The sequence below is a fragment of the Mycolicibacterium sp. SMGY-1XX genome (assembly GCF_059132455.1).
The window spans coordinates 6,159,495-6,178,208 of sequence record NZ_CP101139.1 but is presented as its reverse complement, the minus strand read 5'-3'; the positions used below and the strand labels follow the sequence as shown (position 1 = coordinate 6,178,208).

The window sequence follows — 18,714 nt, the reverse complement described above, 5'->3', positions numbered from 1 at the left end:
CTCGCGTCTTGACTGTGCGCTGGATCACACTAATATGACCAGTGGTCATAGTGGACCGCGAGCGTGAGGAGCCGCCATGCCAACGGTGACATGGGCACGCCTTGACGGCGACCGCCGGGGTGCGGTGGTGGCCGCCGCCGAGGACGAGTTCGCCACGCACGGGTTCTCGGCCGGCAGTCTGAACGTGATCGCCCGCCGGGCGGGTGTGGCCAAGGGCAGTCTGTTCCAGTACTTCGCGGACAAGCGAGATCTGTACGCCTACGTCACTGACCAAGCCAGCCAACGTGTCCGGGTCTACATGGAAGCGCAGATCGACCGTCTCGACGCCCGCCGCCCCTTCTTCGAGTTCCTGACCGACCTGCTCGACGCCTGGGTCGCCTACTTCGCCGACAACCCCCGCGAGCGCGCCCTGCACGCCGCGGCCAGCTTCGAAGTGGACACCGACGCCCGGGTCAGCGTGCGCGCGGTGGTCCATCGTCACTATCTCGAGGTGCTGCGCCCGCTGGTGCGTGATGCCCAGGCGCGGGGCGATCTGCGCGGCGACGCCGACACGGACATGCTGTTGTCGCTGCTGCTGATGATCCTGCCGCACCTGGCGCTCGCGCCGTACGTCCGTGGACTGGACCCGGTGCTCGGACTCGATGAGTTGTCGCCCGATCAGCCGGCACTGGCCGTGCGCCGTTTCGTCGCCGTCTTGTCGGCGGCTTTTGCACCCGTCCCTTCTCAGCCCACCACCGCAGTACCGACCGCAGGAGGTCATCATGTCTAGAACTCGCTCGGATTCCCTGGCCGCGGGAGGCCTCAACTGGGACAGCCTGCCGCTGAAGCTCTTTGCCGGCGGCAATGCCAAGTTCTGGAATCCGGCTGACATCGACTTCACCCGTGATCGCGAGGACTGGGAGTCACTGTCGAGTCTGGAGCGGCACTGGGCCACGCGGTTGTGCGCCCAGTTCATCGCCGGCGAGGAAGCCGTCACGCAGGACATCCAGCCGTTCATGGCGGCGATGCGGGCCGAAGGCCGGCTCGGTGACGAGATGTACCTGACGCAGTTCGCGTTCGAGGAGGCCAAGCACACCCAGGTGTTCCGGTTGTGGCTCGACGCCGTCGGAATGACCGACGATCTGCAGGGGTACCTCGACGACTTGCCCGCCTATCGGCAGATGTTCTACGACGAGTTACCGGCCTCGCTCGATGCGTTGACCACCGACCCGTCACCGGCCGCGCAGGTGCGGGCGTCGGTGACCTACAACCACGTCATCGAGGGTATGATGGCGCTGACGGGATACTATGCCTGGCAACGTATCTGCGTGGACCGCGGAATTCTCCCGGGCATGCAGGAACTGGTGCGGCGCATCGGTGACGACGAGCGCAGGCACATGGCCTGGGGAACGTTCACCTGCCGGCGTCACGTCGCCGCCGATGACGCCAACTGGTCGGTGTTCGAGGCCCGGATGAACGAGCTGATCCCGTTGGCGCTCAAGAACACCGAAGACGGGTGGGCGCTCTACGACGTGGTGCCGTTCGGCTTGCAGATGGAGGAGTTCCAGCAGTACGCCGCCGACAAGGGGATGCGGCGGTTCGGGACCATCAGCAGCGCGCGAGGGCGGCCGCTGGCCGAGATCGACGTCGACTCCTCGCCGTTGCAGTTGGAGGACAGCTTTGCCGACGAGGACCGGCGGGCTTTGGCCACGTCGGCCTGAATTCAATGAAGTGACGTTGTGCTGACGTCTGCGCCAATATTCTCCAGGTCATCCCGGTGGGCGTTAGATTCCTGCCGTGACGTCGCGACGGTGGGCACTTTGGTTGGGTGCGTTGGGGGCAGGCGCCTGCATAGCACTGACTGCTGGATCCGGCCTCGCTCAGGCTGAGCCGGAGGGCGCCGCCAGTTCGACTTCGGTGTCAGCTTCCGACGACAGCGCGGGCGACCGCGCCTCCTCGCCGGCGACCGATCGATCCGACGCGACCAGCCGTGACAACGACAACAACGACAACGACAACGATGACGCCGCCGACCATGTGTCCACGCCGTCGCGCACCGACGACAGCGCGAAGGTCACGCTCCAACGGCGCCACAGCGCCGACGGCGAGCCCACTCGCAAAGACGGCCGCCGCACCATCGTCATCGACGACACCGGCGCCGAGCCAGGCGTCGAACGGAAGTCGGTGAGCTACGCGCGTACCGAACGGGCAGCGCCGCATCGGTTGCGCACACCGGTGCAGTCGACGCCGCCGGTGGCTCCGACGGTGACTGCGCCGACCCCTTCGCCCACCGCACCGGGAGCACTGGCCGCATCCCCGGCGCCCGCACCCGTGACGGGCGTCCGCGCCGGTCACTCGTCACTGACGATCCCATTGGGCAACAACGGTTTCACCACCGCCGCCGACTGGTATTTCCCGACCCAGGCCGACGGCTCCGTGGCCGCAACCGGCGTCATCTGGTTGCAGCACAGCTTCCTGGGTGACAAATCGTGGTACTCGGCCTTGGCGAAATCGCTGTCGCAACAGACGAACAGCGTGGTTGTCGCGCCCAACGTACCGTCGTTTCCCTTCGGCTGCTCGGGTTGCTCGCTCAACGACTCCGACATGCAGCAAGCCGTGGCCACCATGTTCGACGGTAGCCAAGAGGCCTTGAACACCAGCGCCATCGCGGCCGGCTACCAGGGCACCCTGCCGGAGCAGTTCATTCTCGCCGGCCATTCCGCCGGCGGAGGGTTCGCTGCCGCGGTGGGCGGCTTCTACGCCACCAATCCCAACCAGCGCCGGCTGCGGGGCGTGGTGATGTTCGACGGCGTATCCCGCGACTTGGACAGCGCGCTGGACGGCCTCGGTGACATCCCCGTGTACCAGATCGCCGCGCCGCCGCAGGCCTGGAATGCCTTCGGCGCCACCACCGATGCTCTGGTGGCTGCCCGCCCGGGTCAGTTCGTCGGTGTCACCCTGGTCAACGGGTCACATGCCGACGCTCTGATCGGGGGCAACCTGATCGTCGACTTCTTCGCGCAGTTGTTCACGCGATTCTCCCCGCCCGGCAACACCGCAGCGGTCTACACGTTGGCCAACGGCTGGATCTCCGACCTCTACCAGGGTCTGGGCCCAACCGATGGCACCGGCATCTACGGTGCGCCGGATCAGTACCTCGTCCTCGGTGACGCCGCCGGCGTGGTGCTGGCTCCGGCGCCGATCGTCGACCTGAACCGCTACCTCGGCACCTGGTACGAGGTGGGCAGCGTCAAGCAGTTCTTCTCGCTGGGCCTGGTGAACACCAAAGCGGTGTACAGCCTCAACCCCGACGGCTCGGTACGGGTGGAGAACTCCGGGAACTACTTCGTCAACAACGGTCCGTCGTCCCGCATCGTCGGTGTAGCGCTGCCGGTCGACACGGTGAACAACAAACTCAACGTGACGTTCTTCGGCCCCGCGTCCGACAGCCCGCCGGGTAACTACTGGATCGTCGATCTGGACCCTGACTACCAGTGGGCCATCGTCAGCGACCCCACCGGATTCAGCGGTTTCCTGCTCAGTCGGAGCCCGGTTGTTTCCGACGAGCTCTATCAGGAGTTGTTGAACAGGGCTTCCGTGCAGGGGATCTGGGGATGGATCACCCGGACCCGGCAACCCGGGGCAGAGGCCCCGGCCGCGATCTCGGTGTGAAACCCGCTACTGAGCGAGTTCACCCTTCCACGAATCGAAGGCCGACGATGCCGGCCACGACGAGGCTCAGGAACATGATTCGACTCGTCGTGACGGCATCGCCGAAGGCGACCATGCCCGCGATGGCGACTCCGACGGCTCCGATGCCCACCCACACCGCATAACCGGTGCCCGCGGGGAGGTTTCGCAGCGCGACGGCCAGCAGCCCGAAACTCGTGACCGCGCCGCCGATGGCGATCACGCTGGGCCAGAGTTTGGTGAACCCGTCGGATTGCTTGAGCGCGACCGCCCATACCACTTCGAGCAGGCCCGCGATGATCAGGATGATCCAGGCCGTCATGCGTTGGTACCGCCGTCCACCGTCAGGACGGAACCGGTGATGGTGCGGCCGCCGGGACCGGCCAGGAACGCCACCGTCGCGGCGACGTCGGCCGGCTGGGCGTAGCTGCCCAGGGCGCTGAGCGTGCGCTGATGGTCGGCGCTCGGGCCGTCGGCCGGATTCATATCGGTGTCGGTGGAACCCGGTTGGACCAGGTTGACCGTGATGCCGCGGTCACCGACGTCGCGGGCCAGTCCGCGGGTGAACCCGATGAGCGCCGACTTGCTCATCGCGTACAGCGTGACGCCGGCGAACGGCACTCGCTCGGCGAGGTTGCTGCCGATGCTGATGATGCGGCCACCGGTCGGCATGTGTTGCAGCGCAGCCTGACTGGCGAGGTAGACGGCGCGGGCATGGATGGCGAGGGTGCGGTCGACGTCCTCCAGCGGGGTCTCTTCGATGGGGCCCGAAGGAAAGACGCCGGCGTTGTTCACCAGGATGTCGAGGCCGCCGAGCGTGGCCGCGGTCTGGTGCACGGCGTTCGTGATGTCCTGCGGGTCGGCGCTGTCCGCCTTGATGGCGATGCCCCGGGTCGCCAGCTTCTCGACCACCGCGTCGGCGCGTTCGGCTGAGTTGGCGTAGGTGATTGCGACGTCGGCTCCCTGTTCGGCCAGTGCCTGGGCGACTGCGGCGCCGACGCCTCGACTGCCGCCGGTCACCAGGGCCACCTTGCCGGTCAGCTCGGTCATGTCCACCTCCATTTATGTATCGGTCACTACATATTTATGGCCGCGACTATCATCTGTCAATAGGTATTCGTGTCGTTCGTTACAGAAAGGGGTCGGCATGGCTGGACGTGGCCGGCCCCGGACTTTCGACCGAGACCAGGCGCTGCACCGCGCCATGGAGCAGTTCTGGCTGCACGGGTACGAAGGCACGTCGATGACCGACCTCACGTCGGCCATGCAGATCAACTCACCGAGCCTGTACGCGGCATTCGGCAGCAAGGAGCAGCTGTTCCGCGAGGCCGTCGCGCATTACAACAACACCGAGGGCGCGGCGGGGCTGGCAGCCTTGCGCGACGCGGTGACGGCTGCCGACGGCATCGCAGAGTTCTTGCGCCACAACGTGACTGCCTTCATCGAACCCGGCAAACCGCCTGGGTGCCTGATCGTGTTGTCGGCGACGACGGCCACCGAACGCACCCAGGACGTATACGCGCATCTGTCCGAGTGGCGGCTGGCCACCGAGCGCGATTTCGAGGAACGCATCCGACGCGGCATCGCCGAAGGCGATGTGCCCGCAGACGCCGACGCGCGCGCGATCGCAGCGTTCTACAACACCGTGAACCACGGGATGGCGCTACAGGCGCGCGACGGCGCGGACCGGGAGAAGTTGTCGGCGATCGCCGAGGGGGCGATCGCCGCCTGGTCTGCGGTGGTGGGGAGAACCTGAGCGGGCCGCGTCTGGGTTCTACCGTCCGCGGTTCAAGAACCAGATGTGGGTGGACAGCGCGGTGGCGAAGGTGCACCACGCCGGATACAGAGCCAGCGGGGCTGCCGTCGCGCCCCGTACGGCGACGGCGCGACGGGTCAAGTCGGCGCTGCTGGCAGCGAGCGCGGCCGCGGCAATCGCCGATGTCCCCAGCAGCCGTCGGTTGAAGAACAACCACGACCAACTGGCGTTGAGGACGAGGTTGGCGGCCAGCGCCCGGGTGTAGTCACGGCGTTCCTCGAGGCGGCCCTGTCGCTCCAGTTCGTCGAGCGTGGCCGACGAGACCGCCGCGATGTCGGCGTACAGCGCGGGCCACACGATCGGGAACGCCTGGCGCGGTGGTTGATACGACGGCTTCTTCAACGCTGCGAACCACGATGACTGCGCGGGTCGGCTGGCCAGCCCACCGATGACAGCAGTGGCCGTGACGGCCAGTGCTGACGGAACCAGTGTCTTGAGGTGCATGGAGCTCCCATCGCCGAGTTAGTTAAGTAACTGAAATAATAGTACGCGGCGATGCGGCGGGGGTTCTGGACGCGCGTGCCCCGCGGGTCGACGCGGCCGGGTCAGATGGGGAAGCGAGCGGTGCGCAAAGAGGTCGGCGCACGCGGAGATTCAATAGCGACCAGCGTCAGAGTCGCTGGGAATATGTGGAGCCGATGACGGGAATCGAACCCGCGTATTCAGCTTGGGAAGCTGATGTTCTGCCATTGAACTACATCGGCGGTGTGGCTAGAGAGATTAGCATTCCCGGCGCCCGAGCCCGACCGGGGCCGGTTGCGGGGCGGCGCTGGGGAACCTGTGTAAAGCCTGAAAGGTAGCCCCCAATTCAGCTCAGCCGTCGGCTAGACTTCGCTGGTCCGCGTCACAGCAAATGCATCGGAGTCCAGAAGGTATGGCGTACAACAGGTTTCATCGGTCTGTCAAAGCGGGCGTAGCGCTGGCGGGCGCTGGAGCCATCGCCTTTGCCACGGTGCCGGCTCCCACGCCGCTCGAGGACGTGACCGTCGCCGCACCCGCTGCCTTCGTCAACTCCGCCCCTCGGGTGGTGACCGCCGAGATCGAGCCCGTGGTGCTGGCCAGCGCTCTGCAGATCCTGGCCACGGGCGCCGTCCAGGCCGTCCAGGAGAGCATCCACGCCCTCCAGTACGACACTCCGGCGATCTTCGACCGCGTTGTCGAACAGTGGGCCGACATCAACCTCACGCCCTGGAACCACAGCCTGGTCGCCGCGGCACTGCTCGCGCCGGTGGCGCCGCTGGTGGTCGGCCCGTTCAACTATGCCGTGGCGGACGCGGTGGCTCAGGTGTTCCCGCAGTACGGCGACCAGATTCGTGAGGACCTGCCCGAGGCCGTCCAATACGCTTTTGCCCGGGTTGTCGGCCCGTTCCTGAGCGCCTTCGGTGCCACCGGCGCGGTGCACCAGGACTACTACTACGCCGGCATGGCCGGGGACCGCCTCGGACAGAACCTGGCCCTGCTCAACGCGCCGGTCAAGATCATCGAGGCGTTCCTCAACGGTGGCTACGGCGATCTGGGCCCACTGCTCACCGGTGACCCCGACGCGCCCCGTCAGGCCGCTCCGGGTCTGCTCACCCCGTGGGGCCAGTGGCCCGCCGACCGCAACGTCACCGTCGTCGAGGACGACGGCGTGCCCGACAACGAGTTCTTCACGCTCACCCTCGACGCCGCCGCCACGGAAGAGGAGTCCGAGGGCGCAGCTGAGACCAGCGAGGTTGTCGAAGCATCCCTGGGGTCCGTCGAGGAACCGGTTGTGGAAACGGAGATCGTCGCGGTCGAGGAAGCTGAAGTCGAGGACGGCGAGACGGTCTCCGAGAAGCCGACCGGCATCGACATCCGCAAGAGCCTCCAGGACTTCGGCGACGACCTGGATGCGACCGTGAAGAGGCTCACCGGCGCCGGCCGCGAGGCCGCTTCGGACGAGTCCGCGGAGACCGAAAAGGAAACAAAGTCCGACGACGCGGACAAGGCTGACAAGGCCGACAAGACCGAGACCTCGAAGAGCGACGACAAGTCCGAGAAGGCCGACAAGAGCGACAAGGCCGACAAGAGCGACAGCGACTAGTACTCACCAGCACGTCAGGCGTCTGCGGAAGCGCAGGCGCCTGACGTGCTTTTTCGTCGAACCGGACGTGGGCAGATATGTCAGCACCAGGGCCGATACGCTCGTCGCGTGCTGCTTTCTGACCGCGACATCCGCGCTGAAATCGCCTCCGGCCGCCTGGGCATCGACCCGTTCGACGACTCGATGGTGCAGCCGTCCAGCGTCGATGTGCGGCTGGACAACCTGTTCCGGGTCTTCAACAACCTGCGCTACACCCACATCGACCCGGCGCAGCGCCAGGACGATCTGACCAGCCTGGTGGAACCCGCCCAGGGGGAGCCGTTCGTCCTGCACCCGGGAGAGTTCGTGCTCGGCTCCACCCTCGAGCTCTGCACGCTGCCCGACGATCTGGCAGGCCGGCTGGAAGGCAAGTCGTCGCTGGGGCGGCTCGGGCTGCTGACGCATTCGACGGCCGGCTTCATCGATCCCGGCTTCAGTGGGCACATCACCCTCGAGCTGTCGAATGTGGCCAACCTGCCGATCACGCTGTGGCCCGGGATGAAGATCGGTCAGCTGTGCCTGCTGCGGCTGACCAGCCCGGCCGAGCATCCCTACGGCAGCGCGCAGGTCGGATCCAAATACCAGGGCCAACGCGGGCCCACCCCGTCGCGGTCCTACCTGAATTTCGGCAAGCGGGATTGAGCTCGGCGCGTAGTCTGGAACCGCGGGGCAACGGGGTGCTCAGCTAATTCGCACACGCTGTAACGCCAGCGGATGGTTAGCCGATGAAACATCTAGCTGGCAGCAATGGTGACGTGCCCGAACGGGGTTGTCGAGCCCGTCACAGCAAATAGTTTTGGAGGGGTAGTGGACATCGTACTTGGTGTGTCCATGACACCGACGACGGTCCGTATGGTGCTGGTCGAAGGCGAAAAAGCCGACGGTGTGACAGTCGATCACGACGTGTTCGACATCCCCGCCGACAACCCTTCGGCAACCGCGCCGGACCAGGTTGTCGCCGCGATTCTGGGCACCAGGGAAAGCGCTGTCGAGGGCGGCCACCGTCTCGTCGCCACCGGCGTCACATGGCGTGATCACGCCGAAGCCGCCGCACTTCGCGACGCCCTGACGTCGCGCAAGATCGACGACGTCATGCTCGTCTCGGAGTTGCATGCCGCGGGCGCGCTGGCCCAGGCGGTGGGCGCCGCTGTCGGCTACGAGCGCACCGCGCTGTTGTTCCTGGAACGCAACACCGCCACGCTCTCGGTGGTCGAGACCTCAGACGGCTCCATCGTCAAGGTGCAGAGCCACGACCTGCACACCACCGATGCGGTGGCCGAGCTCGCGTCCATGGTCGCCGGGCTGGAATCGCTCGAATCGCCGCCGCAGGGTGTCTTCGTGGTGGGCTCGGGCGTCAGCGTGGGTGCCATCAAGCTGCAGTTGGAGTCGGCGACATCGCTCCCGGTGAACGCCCCTGATGAGCCCGAAGTCGCCCTGGCCCGCGGCGCGGCGCTGGCCAGTGCCAATGCGCCGCTGTTCGAGGCTTCGACCGTCGGTCTGGCGTACTCGCAGGACGGCGTCGACGGCACCACCGCCGGCGCCGCGCTGGCGGGCATGGCCGCCGCCGACGTCACGCAGGCCGCCGGCATCGGGTACACCGGCGCCCCGGCTGCGCTGGCCTACAGCGAGGCCGACCCGGACTCGCAGGTCTTCCCGATCTACGACGAGCCCGAGAAGCCGGCCGAACAGCAGCAGGGCCGCAAGCCGTTCCTGCTCGTCGGCAGCGCGCTGACGTCGATCTTCGTCCTCGGCGTCACCGCGTTGGTGATCTCGCTGGCGGTCAGCATCCGTCCGACCGTGGATCAGCGGCCCAGCCCCGCCGAAAGCGTCATCGTGCCCACCCAGGCTCCCGAGGCGCTACCCGCCGTTCCCGAAGCGGCAGTGCCGCCGGCCCCCGCGCCGCCTCCGGAAACCATCCAGGCTCCGGTGCCCGTGGTCCAGGAAGCGCCGCAACCCCAGGCGCCGCCTCGCACGGTGTATGTCGAGAAGCCGGCGGCCCCGGCCCCCGCTGCCCCGGCCGCGCCTGCTCCTGCTCCGGCGGCCCCGGCCCCGGCGCCGGCTCCGGCTGCTCCGCCGGTGGTGGCCCCGGTGGTGCCGCCGGCCGTGGTGTTGCCGCCGCCGATCATCCAGCTGCCCGCCCCCCGGCTGCCGTCGATCTTCCGCCCCCCGTGGGAACAGCAGCCGCAGAACAACTGGCCGGACTGGACGCCGCCCAGCAGAGACGACGATGACGACGACTGGACGCCGCCGTGGCGGCCCCAGCCGACGCAGACTCAGCAGCCGAAGCCCACGCAGACCAAAGAGCCCAGCGCGCCCGTGATCACCGTCCCGACGGTGCCGCAGGCCCCGCAGAAACCGTCGGTCCCGGAGGTTCCGCAGGTCCCGCAGATCCAGTTGCCTCAGCTGCCGCAGTGGCCCGGATCGGGTGGCTCGGAGAGCTCGAGTGGCTCGCGCGGTGACTCCGGCTCGGGTGGTTCGGGCCGCGGCGGCGACGGCGGTTCGGGTCGCGGTGGCGACGGCGGCTTCGGCGGCGGTGGCGGCGACGGCATCCTGCCGTTGTGGCCCTTCGGCGACGGCGGATAACTCGCCCAACGGTCACGTCCTGTTCGTGCTCTGCTCAGAGTCGCGACGCGGTTAGGTCACCCGCGCCGGGGTAAATGCTGGTATGCGTTGCACTGTCATCGGCACCGGCTACCTCGGCGCGACCCACGCCGCGGGCATGGCCGAACTGGGTCACGACGTGCTGGGGGTGGACGTCGACCCGGGCAAGATCGCCAAACTGGCCGCCGGTGAGGTTCCGTTCTACGAACCCGGGCTGGGAAAGATGTTGCGCGACAACATCAACGCCGGGCGGTTGCGGTTCACCACGGATTACGACGAGGCGGCGGCGTTTGCCGATCTGCACTTCCTCGGTGTCGGCACGCCGCAGAAGAAGGGTGAGTACGGCGCCGACCTGCGGCACGTGTACTCCGTGGTGGACGAACTGGTGCCACGGCTGATCCGCTCGGCGGTGATCGCCGGCAAGTCCACCGTGCCGGTGGGCACCGCGGCCGAGCTGGCGCAGCGGGCAAAGGCGCTGGCACCCAACGATATCGACGTCGAGATCGCATGGAACCCGGAGTTCCTGCGGGAAGGTCACGCCGTGACCGACACGCTGGCGCCCGACCGGATCGTGCTCGGAGTGCAGGCGGGGTCGGTGCGGGCCGAGGCGGCACTGCGCGAACTGTACGCACCGATCCTCGCCAACGGTGTGCCGTTCCTGGTGTCCGACCTGCAGACCGCCGAACTGGTCAAGGTCGCCGCCAACGCCTTCCTGGCCACCAAGATCTCGTTCATCAACGCGATGTCGGAAGTCTGCGAAGCCGCCGACGCCGACGTCACCGTCCTGGCTGACGCGTTGGGTTACGACGAGCGCATCGGGCGTCGATTCCTGAACGCGGGCTTGGGTTTCGGCGGTGGCTGCCTTCCGAAAGACATCCGGGCTTTCATGGCACGCGCCGGCGAACTCGGCGCCAACCAGGCGCTGACGTTCCTGCGTGAGGTCGACAGCATCAACATGCGCCGGCGCACCCGGGTGGTGGAACTGGCCACCGCCGCATGCGGAGGCTCGTTGTTGGGCGCCAACATCGCGGTGCTGGGTGCGGCGTTCAAACCGGAATCCGATGACGTGCGCGACTCACCCGCCCTCAACGTCGCCGGCATGCTGCAATTGCACGGCGCGACGGTGAACGTGTACGACCCTCAAGCCGTGGACAACTCGCGCAAGCTGTTTCCCACACTCAATTACGCGACGTCGGTGCTAGAGGCCTGCGATCGCGCCGATGCGGTGCTAGTCCTCACGGAGTGGCAGGAGTTCGTGGACCTGGACCCGGCGACGCTGGCCGGCACCACTCGGGCCAAGGTGGTGGTCGATGCGCGCAACTGCCTGGACATCTCCCGGTGGAGTGCCGCCGGTTGGCAGGTGCACTGCCTGGGTAGGCGCGTAGCCTGACCTGCGTGGACTTCGCTGCGGAATTCCTGGCCGAGACGGAAGCTTTCGGAGCGGTGGTTGCGGCGGGTGACCCCGCCACCGACGTGCCGACCTGCCCCGGGTGGACGCTGCAGCAGTTGTTTCGCCACGTGGGCCGCGGAAACCGGTGGGCCGCCCAGATGGTGCTCGACGGTGCCACCGAGGGACTGGACCCGCGCGCGGTTCCCGACGGCAAGCCGCCGGAGGGGCAGGAAACCGCCTGGTTGCATGAGGGCGCACGGAAGCTGGTCGACGCGGTGAACCGCGACGGTGAAGCGCCGGTGTGGACATTCATCGGTTCCCGGCCTGCGGCCTGGTGGACCCGCCGACGCCTGCACGAGGTGCTGGTGCACCGTGCCGATGCGGCGCTGGCGCTGCGACGGCCTTTCCAGGTGGCACCCGCGCTGGCCGCCGACGCCATAGGCGAATGGCTCGACATCGTGGTGCACACCGAGCAGGCGAAGACCGCACTGCGCGACGGAGACTCGATCCACCTGCACGCCACCGACGACGGGCTGGGCGACGACGGCGAGTGGACGCTGACCCGCCGGGGAGACGTGGTGTCGTGGAGGTTCGAGCACGGTAAGGGCAGCGTCGCGCTGCGCGGCACCGCCACCGACCTGCTGCTGGCGTTGACCAGGCGACGTCCCCGCCAGGAATCGGCCATCCTGACCTTCGGCGACGAGACGGTGTGGCAGTCCTGGGTGGACCACGTCGCTTTCTGAACCGCGTGGCCTTCTGACCCGCCGCCGAAGGTAGGTTGCACATCATGAGCACATCCGAGATCGCCACCGTCCTCGCCTGGCACGACGCCCTCAACGCCAAAGACCTCAGCACTCTGGTCGACCTGTCCAGCGACGATATCGAGATCGGTGACGCGCACGGTGCCGCCCAGGGGCTGGAGGCGCTGCAGGAGTGGGCGCAGGGGTTCTCCCAGAACGTCACCGTGGGTCGCCTCTACGTCCGCGACGGCGTGGTGGTTGCCGAGCAGAGCACGGGTGCCTCGGCGTTCCGGGTGGTGCACGACCAGGTGACGTCGGTGTTCCGGCATCCCGACCTGGCGTCGGCCCTGAAGGCCACCGACCTGACCGAGGACGACCTGGACGCCTGATGCGCGGCATCATCCTCGCCGGAGGATCCGGCACGCGGCTGTACCCGATCACCCTGGGTGCCAGTAAGCAGCTGCTGCCGGTGTACGACAAGCCGCTGATCTACTACCCGCTGTCCACCCTGATGATGGCCGGGATCCGCGACATCCTGGTGATCACCACCAGCGAGGATGCGCCGGCCTTCCAGCGGTTGCTCGGCGACGGCTCGGCGTTCGGGATCAGCCTGACCTACGCCGTGCAGGACAAGCCCGACGGGTTGGCGCAGGCGTTTGTCATCGGTGCCCGGCACATCGGCACCGATTCGGTGGCATTGGCGTTGGGCGACAACATCTTCTACGGCCCCGGCCTGGGCACCAGCCTGAGCCGGTTCTCCCGTGTGGACGGCGGCGCCATCTTCGCCTACTGGGTGGCCGACCCGTCGGCGTACGGAGTCGTGGAGTTCAGCGCCGACGGTGTGGCCCTCTCGCTCGAGGAAAAGCCCGCCACCCCGAAGTCCCACTATGCCGTGCCGGGGCTGTACTTCTACGGCAACGACGTCGTCGACATCGCCCGGGGCCTGAAGCCCTCAGCCCGAGGCGAATACGAGATCACCGAGATCAACCAGCACTACCTGAACCAGGGCCGGCTGACCGTCGAGGTGCTGGCCCGCGGCACCGCCTGGCTGGACACCGGCACCTTCGATTCCCTGTTGGACGCCAGTGATTACGTGCGCACCATCGAACGCAGGCAGGGCCTGAAGATCTCCATCCCCGAAGAGGTGGCGTGGCGCATGGGCTTCATCGACGACCAGCACCTGGCCCAGCGGGCCGAGACGCTGGTCAAGTCCGGCTATGGCGGTTACCTGCTGGAGCTGCTGGGGCGCCAGGGGTAGCCAGCACCGCGGCGATGGCCGTGGTCAGTGGCACCGACAGCGCCAGAGCGATACCGCCCACCGCCGAGCGGGCGATCTCGATGGCCACGCTCTCACTGGTCAGCACGTCCGACAAGGACCGGCCCGCAACGCTGAACAACAGCAGCAGCGGCAGTGAACTGCCGGCGTACGCCAGCACCAGGGTGTAGACGGTACTGGCGATGTGGTCGCGGCCCACCCGCATGGCGCCCACGAAAACGGCGCGCCGCGAGGTGTTCTCGATAGCAGCCAATTCGAAGGCGGTCGAGGCCTGGGTGACGGTGACGTCGTTGAGCACACCCAGGGAACCGATGATGAACCCGGCCAGCAGCAGCCCGGTGATCGACACGTGGCCCAGGTAGGCGGCCACCTCGTTGTTCTGGTCCTCCGACAGCCCGGTGAGCTGGGCCAGTTCGATTGCCGCCCAACTCAACACCGCGGCCATCAGCAGCGACGTCAGGGTGCCCAGCAGCGCCGCCGATGTCCGCAGGCTCACCCCGTGCGCCAGATAGATGACCGCGTAGAGGATCGCCGCCGAGGCCACCAACGACACCGGCACCGCGGGAGCGCCGTCCCGCAGGGCGGGTAACAGGAACACCACCAGAACGGCGAAGGCGACCACGATGCCGATCAGCGCGCGCAGGCCGCGCCAGCGGGCCACGGCGACGACGATCACGGCGAAGGCCAGCGCCAGTCCCGCCAACGGCCAGGTGCGCTCGTAATCGAAGAAGGCGTACGTCGTCGCACCCTGTTGGTCGACAGCGCGGATGATCCGGATGTCTTCGCCCGCAGACAGATTGGGCTGGCCTGGGGTGAGGGTGAACTCCAGGACGGTGGTGGCGCCGGCATTGGAACCGGAATCGATGGCCACCACCGACTGCACGCATTCACCGGCATCCGGCAGGCCGGGCAACGGGGCCGATGTCAACACCTGACCGGCTGACGGGCTGCCACAGTTGCCGAGCGCCGTCGACACCACCTGGCCGGCCTCGGTGGTGACGGCCCCGCCCGTGGCGTCCTGGAACGGCAGCGGGATGTCCACCTTCTGCTGGCTGGGCCACAGCACCACCGCACCCGCCACCACCGCCACCCCGATGACGATGAGCAGACCCACCACGATGCGGGCTGCCAGCGGTCCCAGGGGAGCGGGCCCGCTCGAGGAATGCGAGTGCGAATGACCGTGCGTCATCAGCAGTTGGAGGGGGCGGGCTCGCCGGCGAATCGGGCGGCGATCCAGTTGGTCATGGGCTCACCGGGATTCAGATCATGGCCGCCGTCGTCGATACGGGTGGCCTCGATGGTGTCGCCGAGATCGCAGGCGCGCCGCACGGCCGCCTCGGTCCACTCCGGCAGCACCAGCTTGTCGACGCCGCCGTAGTACACCGCGATCGGCACCGGTGTCGGCAACTGCGGCAGTGCGTAGGACGCCAACCGGTCGGTCAGACGGCTGATCGCTTCGGGGGACGCCTCTTTGGGCTCCACCTTGCCCGGTGCGCACGTCGTCGTCTCATCGGAGCCCTCGGGCAGGTAGTCCGAGGGGATGATCGCGGGATCGACGGCAGCCAGCCCCGCGACGACCAACGGGAACACCGCCTTCTGGTCATCGGTCAGGGTGGTGGGGTCACCCAACTGGCTGACGTCCAGCGCGGGCACAACAGCAGCGGCACCCAGGAGTTGGAGTCCGTCACCGTAGGCCTTGGCGTACTCGGCGGTGGCGAACGCCGCCTGCCCGCCCTGCGAGTTGCCCACCGCGACCCAGCGGTCAGACAGTGCGGAATCGAACGTGCGCGCCGCGCGCACGGCGTCGATCACGTTGAAAGCAGCGGACTTCGGCTCCAGGTAGGGGTGCACCTGTTTGGGTTCGGACCCGATGTCACCGAGACCCACGTAGTCGGTGTACGCCACCGCGTAGCCCTGGTCCAGGATGCCGGCGACGAAGCTGATGCTGCCGGCGAGTTCCTTGTCGCCGGTGGGACCGCACCCCACCGACACTCCCGAGGTGAAGTGCGCGTAGCTGACCACCGGCCAGCCGCCGGCGGGCGGGTTTCCCGGGGGCACGAAGAACGCCCCGCTGACCACGGTCGGTGCGCCGGTGATCCCCGATGTCGAGCGGTAGACCATGGTGGTGGCCGACGAACCCTGCGGCAGCGCGGACATGTCGAACGGCGTTTCGTCGGAGGAGGTGATCACCTGGCCGCGTGCCTGCCAGTCCTGCGGGGCGATGGCCGGCATCTCCCGGCTGTAGGCCATGGGTTCCTGAGCCCGCTCGATCGGCGCAGTCACCGACGGAGAAGCGGATCCGCTGCACCCAGCAGCAACGAGGACAGTTAGCAGGATTGCCGGGATGGCCCGGAAACGACAGCGCACCTATTGACGGTAGCTCGCCAGGAAGTTGCCCAAACGTTCGATTGCGTTGGCCAGGTCACGCGACCACGGCAACGTCACGATCCTGAGGTGATCTGGCGCGGGCCAGTTGAAGCCAGTGCCCTGCGTCACAAGGATTTTCTCCTGCAGCAGCAGGTCGAGGACCAACTGCTCGTCGTCCTCGATGTCGTAGACCTCGGGGTCCAGCCGCGGAAACGCGTACAGCGCACCCGCCGGTTTGACGCACGAGACGCCGGGGATCTCGTTGAGCTTGTTCCACGCCACATCACGCTGCTCGAGCAGCCGGCCGCCGGGCAACACCAGATCATCGATGCTCTGATGTCCACCGAGGGCCACCTGAATGGCATGTTGCGCAGGCACATTGGGGCACAGACGCATGTTGGCCAGCAGGCTGATGCCCTCGATGAAGCTGCTCGCGTGTTCCTTGGGGCCGGTGATGACCAGCCAGCCGGAGCGGTACCCGGCCACCCGGTAGGCCTTCGACAGGCCGTTGAACGTCAGCGTGAGCACGTCGGGGGCCAATGTGGCCAGACTGATGTGCTTGGAGTCGTCGTAGAGGATCTTGTCGTAGATCTCGTCGGCCAGCAGCAGCAGCTGATGTTTGCGGGCCAACTCGACCATCTGCTCGAGGACCTCGCGGGTGTACACCGCGCCGGTGGGGTTGTTCGGGTTGATCACCACCAGCGCCTTGGTGCGATCGGTGATCTTGGATTCCAGGTCGGCGATATCGGGCTGCCAGCCCTGGGTCTCGTCGCACAGGTAGTGCACCGGGGTGCCGCCGGCCAGGGCGGTCGACGCGGTCCACAGTGGGTAATCGGGCGCCGGGATGAGCACCTGGTCGCCGTTGTCGAGCAGCGCCTGCAACGTCATGGTGATCAGCTCGGAGACACCGTTGCCGAGGTAGACATCGTCGACATCGAACTTCGGGAACCCGTCCACCAGCTCGTAGCGGGTGAACACTGCGCGGCGGGCGCTCATGATGCCCTTGGAGTCGGAGTACCCCTGGGCGTACGGGAGTGCCTGGATGATGTCGCGCATGATCACGTCAGGCGCTTCGAAACCGAACGGTGCGGGGTTGCCGATGTTGAGCTTGAGAATCCGGTGGCCCTCGTTCTCCAGCCGGGTAGCGTGCTCGTGGATCGGCCCGCGGATCTCGTAGAGGACATCCTGCAGCTTGGTCGACTGGGTGAAGACTCGCTGCCGGTGCCCCTGGCCGGTCGATTGCCAAGGCAGCTGGTGGGTGCTCACGGGAACCAGTGTCCCACGGCTGTCGACGCCTTTTTCCCGACACGATCGCGCGGCTCCCAGGATTTGCACAGCCAGGGTTGTTAACTCGCTTCGACACACGGGAGGCGGGACATGAAGCTGACAGCGGGATACGGGCTGGCATCGGTGGTTGCTACGACGGCGGTTGCGGTGGGCCTGGCCGCCCCAGCTGCGGCCGAGCCGCCGTCGTTCAACGGAACCTACGCCGGCGGTGACGCCGAGAACGTCTGGACCGTCACCACCAGCTGTCCCACGGAGGGATGCACGGGAACGGTGGCCAGCAACCAGGGCTGGCAGGTGCCGGCCAAGATGGTGCACGGCCTGTGGCAGTTCATCATCACCAAGCCGGATGGCGCGATCTGCAGCGACGGAAGCTATGCGCCCGCCTACATCGAACTCGAGGTCGACCCTGCGACCCTCAACGGCCTCATCACCCTGGACGACAACTACAGCTGCCCCGGCGGCACCGTCACCCAGACGCCGTTCACGCTGACCAAGGTGGGTTAGCCGAAGTCCGCCGCCAGGTTCGTGAGTTGCGCCCACTTCGCTTGGAACTGTTGAGGATTCAGCACGGTCTCGACGTGCGCGCCGACGGGCCGGAACAGCTCGGGCGCCAGCAGTGCCAGCGCGGTCGACTGATCCCAGAACATCGAGCGCCCGCCATACCCCGACTGTTCCCAGGTGTCGATGGCCCAGGTGCCCGACTCGTGCAGCAGGATCTGCTTGAGGGTGTTGGGTAACCCGGTCTCGCCGAGGGAGCGCGCCATCGCCAAGGTGGGGCCGTACACCGTGCCGCTGCACCACGCTTTGTTGGGGGTGAGATCGCAGCCGGTTCTCGGGACGTCGACGAACGTGTGGTCCAGGCCCGGCAGCTGCTGGTGAAACGCCTCCTCGCAGGACGGCCGGTCATAGACGCAGTTGAAGGATTCGCCGGCTTCGAGCTCCAGGTCACCCTCCAACGGCCTGCCCGTGATGACCACCCGGCCCAGCTTCGGGCGGATCGCTGGGCTGTAGTTCACGAAGGAGGTGAAGGCGCCGAGTATCAACACGTCCACCGTGGCGCAGCCGGCCACCGCGTCGGCCACCTGTTGTGCGTAGTCAGGCCGGGCGGGGGTGGGCGGCAGCGCGGCCGGCAGGAAGTTGTTCAGCCGGTTCATGATTGCCCGGTAGACGAGCACGTAGTCACCGAATGTCTGGGCGATGTCCGCTTCCGCGCGGTTGATCCCGGCGCCGACGATCACCGGAATGGTGCGCTGCCCGGGTTCGGCGATCAGCCGGTTGACGGCGGATGCTCCGAGCGTCGGCAGCGTGTACCCCTCCGTGGTCACGATCGCGGCGACGTGGCGTGCCCCGATGACCGTCGGGATGGACATCATGTCGTCGATGTCGAAATCGGTGTCGATCACTACGCACGCGTCGGGTGCCGCGCCGGCGGGTGCCGCGACGCCGAGGGCGACAAACACCGCC

19 protein-coding genes and 1 tRNA gene are annotated in these 18,714 nt (G+C 67.3%); 12 read left to right on the top strand and 8 right to left on the bottom strand.

The window, feature by feature from the left end:
• The first annotated feature begins 76 nt into the window (after nucleotides 1-76).
• The 3 genes from NL241_RS29450 to NL241_RS29440 all read left to right on the top strand — a co-directional run bounded on the left by NL241_RS29450 (nucleotide 77) and on the right by NL241_RS29440 (nucleotide 3,651).
• A complete protein-coding gene (locus NL241_RS29450; protein ID WP_494395797.1) occupies nucleotides 77-769 on the top strand; it encodes a TetR/AcrR family transcriptional regulator in 693 nt (230 codons plus the stop codon).
• Nucleotides 762-1,700: a R2-like ligand-binding oxidase gene (locus NL241_RS29445; RefSeq protein WP_487694013.1), complete on the top strand. Its 939-nt coding sequence runs from the start codon at nucleotides 762-764 to the stop codon at nucleotides 1,698-1,700. Before NL241_RS29450 ends, NL241_RS29445 begins: the two co-directional genes overlap by 8 nt.
• A gap of 196 nt (nucleotides 1,701-1,896) precedes the next feature.
• Entirely contained in the window at nucleotides 1,897-3,651 is a 1,755-nt protein-coding gene (locus NL241_RS29440) for a lipocalin family protein (RefSeq protein ID WP_494395796.1), read from the top strand.
• Between the two features lie 19 nt (nucleotides 3,652-3,670).
• Here NL241_RS29440 and NL241_RS29435 read toward each other — a convergent pair whose 3' ends face one another.
• Together NL241_RS29435 and NL241_RS29430 are read right to left on the bottom strand one after the other, a co-directional pair.
• Nucleotides 3,671-3,991, bottom strand: coding sequence for a DMT family transporter (locus NL241_RS29435; protein WP_487694017.1), 321 nt, complete (start codon nucleotides 3,989-3,991; stop codon nucleotides 3,671-3,673).
• Nucleotides 3,988-4,719, bottom strand: coding sequence for an SDR family oxidoreductase (locus NL241_RS29430; RefSeq protein ID WP_494395795.1), 732 nt, complete (start codon nucleotides 4,717-4,719; stop codon nucleotides 3,988-3,990). Before NL241_RS29430 ends, NL241_RS29435 begins: the two co-directional genes overlap by 4 nt.
• A 97-nt stretch (nucleotides 4,720-4,816) precedes the next feature.
• On the opposite strand from NL241_RS29430, the gene NL241_RS29425 reads away from it, so the two are divergent.
• Entirely contained in the window at nucleotides 4,817-5,425 is a 609-nt protein-coding gene (locus NL241_RS29425; RefSeq protein ID WP_494395794.1) for a TetR/AcrR family transcriptional regulator, read from the top strand.
• Between the two features lie 18 nt (nucleotides 5,426-5,443).
• Here the strand turns inward: NL241_RS29425 and NL241_RS29420 are convergent, their stop codons facing one another.
• Nucleotides 5,444-5,929: a TspO/MBR family protein gene (locus NL241_RS29420; RefSeq protein WP_494395793.1), complete on the bottom strand. Its 486-nt coding sequence runs from the start codon at nucleotides 5,927-5,929 to the stop codon at nucleotides 5,444-5,446.
• Nucleotides 5,930-6,115: 186 nt separating this feature from the next.
• Nucleotides 6,116-6,189 (bottom strand) — tRNA-Gly (locus NL241_RS29415).
• Nucleotides 6,190-6,437: 248 nt separating this feature from the next.
• Between NL241_RS29415 and NL241_RS29410 the strand changes: the two genes are divergently transcribed.
• From NL241_RS29410 to rfbA, 7 genes are all read left to right on the top strand, one after another.
• Nucleotides 6,438-7,550 carry a hypothetical protein gene (locus tag NL241_RS29410; protein WP_494395792.1) on the top strand — a complete coding sequence of 371 codons (1,113 nt, stop codon included), beginning with the start codon at nucleotides 6,438-6,440 and terminating at the stop codon, nucleotides 7,548-7,550.
• Between the two features lie 108 nt (nucleotides 7,551-7,658).
• A complete protein-coding gene (dcd, locus tag NL241_RS29405; protein WP_487694033.1) occupies nucleotides 7,659-8,231 on the top strand; it encodes a dCTP deaminase in 573 nt (190 codons plus the stop codon).
• A 165-nt stretch (nucleotides 8,232-8,396) separates the two neighbouring features.
• Nucleotides 8,397-10,172 (top strand): DUF7159 family protein, encoded by a 1,776-nt coding sequence (locus NL241_RS29400; RefSeq protein ID WP_494395791.1) that lies wholly within the window; start codon nucleotides 8,397-8,399, stop codon nucleotides 10,170-10,172.
• 82 nt (nucleotides 10,173-10,254) lie between these two features.
• Entirely contained in the window at nucleotides 10,255-11,580 is a 1,326-nt protein-coding gene (locus NL241_RS29395; RefSeq protein WP_487694035.1) for a UDP-glucose dehydrogenase family protein, read from the top strand.
• A gap of 5 nt (nucleotides 11,581-11,585) precedes the next feature.
• Nucleotides 11,586-12,323, top strand: a complete 738-nt coding sequence (locus tag NL241_RS29390) for a maleylpyruvate isomerase family mycothiol-dependent enzyme (protein ID WP_487694037.1) — start codon at nucleotides 11,586-11,588, stop codon at nucleotides 12,321-12,323.
• A 44-nt stretch (nucleotides 12,324-12,367) separates the two neighbouring features.
• Complete coding sequence (locus NL241_RS29385) at nucleotides 12,368-12,709, top strand: nuclear transport factor 2 family protein (protein ID WP_487694039.1); 342 nt, start codon at nucleotides 12,368-12,370, stop codon at nucleotides 12,707-12,709.
• Nucleotides 12,709-13,578: a glucose-1-phosphate thymidylyltransferase RfbA gene (rfbA, locus tag NL241_RS29380; RefSeq protein WP_494395790.1), complete on the top strand. Its 870-nt coding sequence runs from the start codon at nucleotides 12,709-12,711 to the stop codon at nucleotides 13,576-13,578. The genes NL241_RS29385 and rfbA overlap by 1 nt, the downstream gene beginning before the upstream one ends.
• Here rfbA and NL241_RS29375 read toward each other — a convergent pair.
• The 3 genes from NL241_RS29375 to NL241_RS29365 form a co-directional block, all read right to left on the bottom strand.
• Nucleotides 13,526-14,785 (bottom strand): YibE/F family protein, encoded by a 1,260-nt coding sequence (locus tag NL241_RS29375; RefSeq protein ID WP_494395789.1) that lies wholly within the window; start codon nucleotides 14,783-14,785, stop codon nucleotides 13,526-13,528. The two genes, rfbA and NL241_RS29375, sit on opposite strands and share 53 nt — an antisense overlap.
• Nucleotides 14,785-15,879, bottom strand: coding sequence for a lipase family protein (locus tag NL241_RS29370; RefSeq protein WP_494395788.1), 1,095 nt, complete (start codon nucleotides 15,877-15,879; stop codon nucleotides 14,785-14,787). The genes NL241_RS29375 and NL241_RS29370 overlap by 1 nt, the downstream gene beginning before the upstream one ends.
• An 84-nt stretch (nucleotides 15,880-15,963) precedes the next feature.
• Nucleotides 15,964-17,289 (bottom strand): pyridoxal phosphate-dependent aminotransferase, encoded by a 1,326-nt coding sequence (locus tag NL241_RS29365; RefSeq protein WP_487694184.1) that lies wholly within the window; start codon nucleotides 17,287-17,289, stop codon nucleotides 15,964-15,966.
• Nucleotides 17,290-17,340: 51 nt separating this feature from the next.
• Between NL241_RS29365 and NL241_RS29360 the strand changes: the two genes are divergently transcribed.
• Nucleotides 17,341-17,754, top strand: coding sequence for a hypothetical protein (locus NL241_RS29360; protein ID WP_487694044.1), 414 nt, complete (start codon nucleotides 17,341-17,343; stop codon nucleotides 17,752-17,754).
• On the opposite strand, the gene NL241_RS29355 is transcribed toward NL241_RS29360, so the two are convergent.
• Nucleotides 17,751-18,710, bottom strand: coding sequence for a nucleoside hydrolase (locus NL241_RS29355; protein ID WP_494395787.1), 960 nt, complete (start codon nucleotides 18,708-18,710; stop codon nucleotides 17,751-17,753). The two genes, NL241_RS29360 and NL241_RS29355, sit on opposite strands and share 4 nt — an antisense overlap.
• Between the last annotated feature and the right edge of the window lie 4 nt (nucleotides 18,711-18,714).

Excerpts from the sequence above, each read along its gene's own strand:
- NL241_RS29430 (WP_494395795.1), bottom strand. The coding sequence starts at position 4,719 with ATGACCGAGCTGACCGGCAAGGTGGCCCTGGTGACCGGCGGCAGTCGA.
- NL241_RS29450 (WP_494395797.1), top strand. The coding sequence starts at position 77 with ATGCCAACGGTGACATGGGCACGCCTTGACGGCGACCGCCGGGGTGCG.
- NL241_RS29360 (WP_487694044.1), top strand. The coding sequence starts at position 17,341 with ATGAAGCTGACAGCGGGATACGGGCTGGCATCGGTGGTTGCTACGACG.
- NL241_RS29395 (WP_487694035.1), top strand. The coding sequence starts at position 10,255 with ATGCGTTGCACTGTCATCGGCACCGGCTACCTCGGCGCGACCCACGCC.
- NL241_RS29385 (WP_487694039.1), top strand. The coding sequence starts at position 12,368 with ATGAGCACATCCGAGATCGCCACCGTCCTCGCCTGGCACGACGCCCTC.
- NL241_RS29420 (WP_494395793.1), bottom strand. The coding sequence starts at position 5,929 with ATGCACCTCAAGACACTGGTTCCGTCAGCACTGGCCGTCACGGCCACT.
- NL241_RS29445 (WP_487694013.1), top strand. The coding sequence starts at position 762 with ATGTCTAGAACTCGCTCGGATTCCCTGGCCGCGGGAGGCCTCAACTGG.
- rfbA (WP_494395790.1), top strand. The coding sequence starts at position 12,709 with ATGCGCGGCATCATCCTCGCCGGAGGATCCGGCACGCGGCTGTACCCG.
- NL241_RS29375 (WP_494395789.1), bottom strand. The coding sequence starts at position 14,785 with ATGACGCACGGTCATTCGCACTCGCATTCCTCGAGCGGGCCCGCTCCC.
- NL241_RS29425 (WP_494395794.1), top strand. The coding sequence starts at position 4,817 with ATGGCTGGACGTGGCCGGCCCCGGACTTTCGACCGAGACCAGGCGCTG.
- NL241_RS29435 (WP_487694017.1), bottom strand. The coding sequence starts at position 3,991 with ATGACGGCCTGGATCATCCTGATCATCGCGGGCCTGCTCGAAGTGGTA.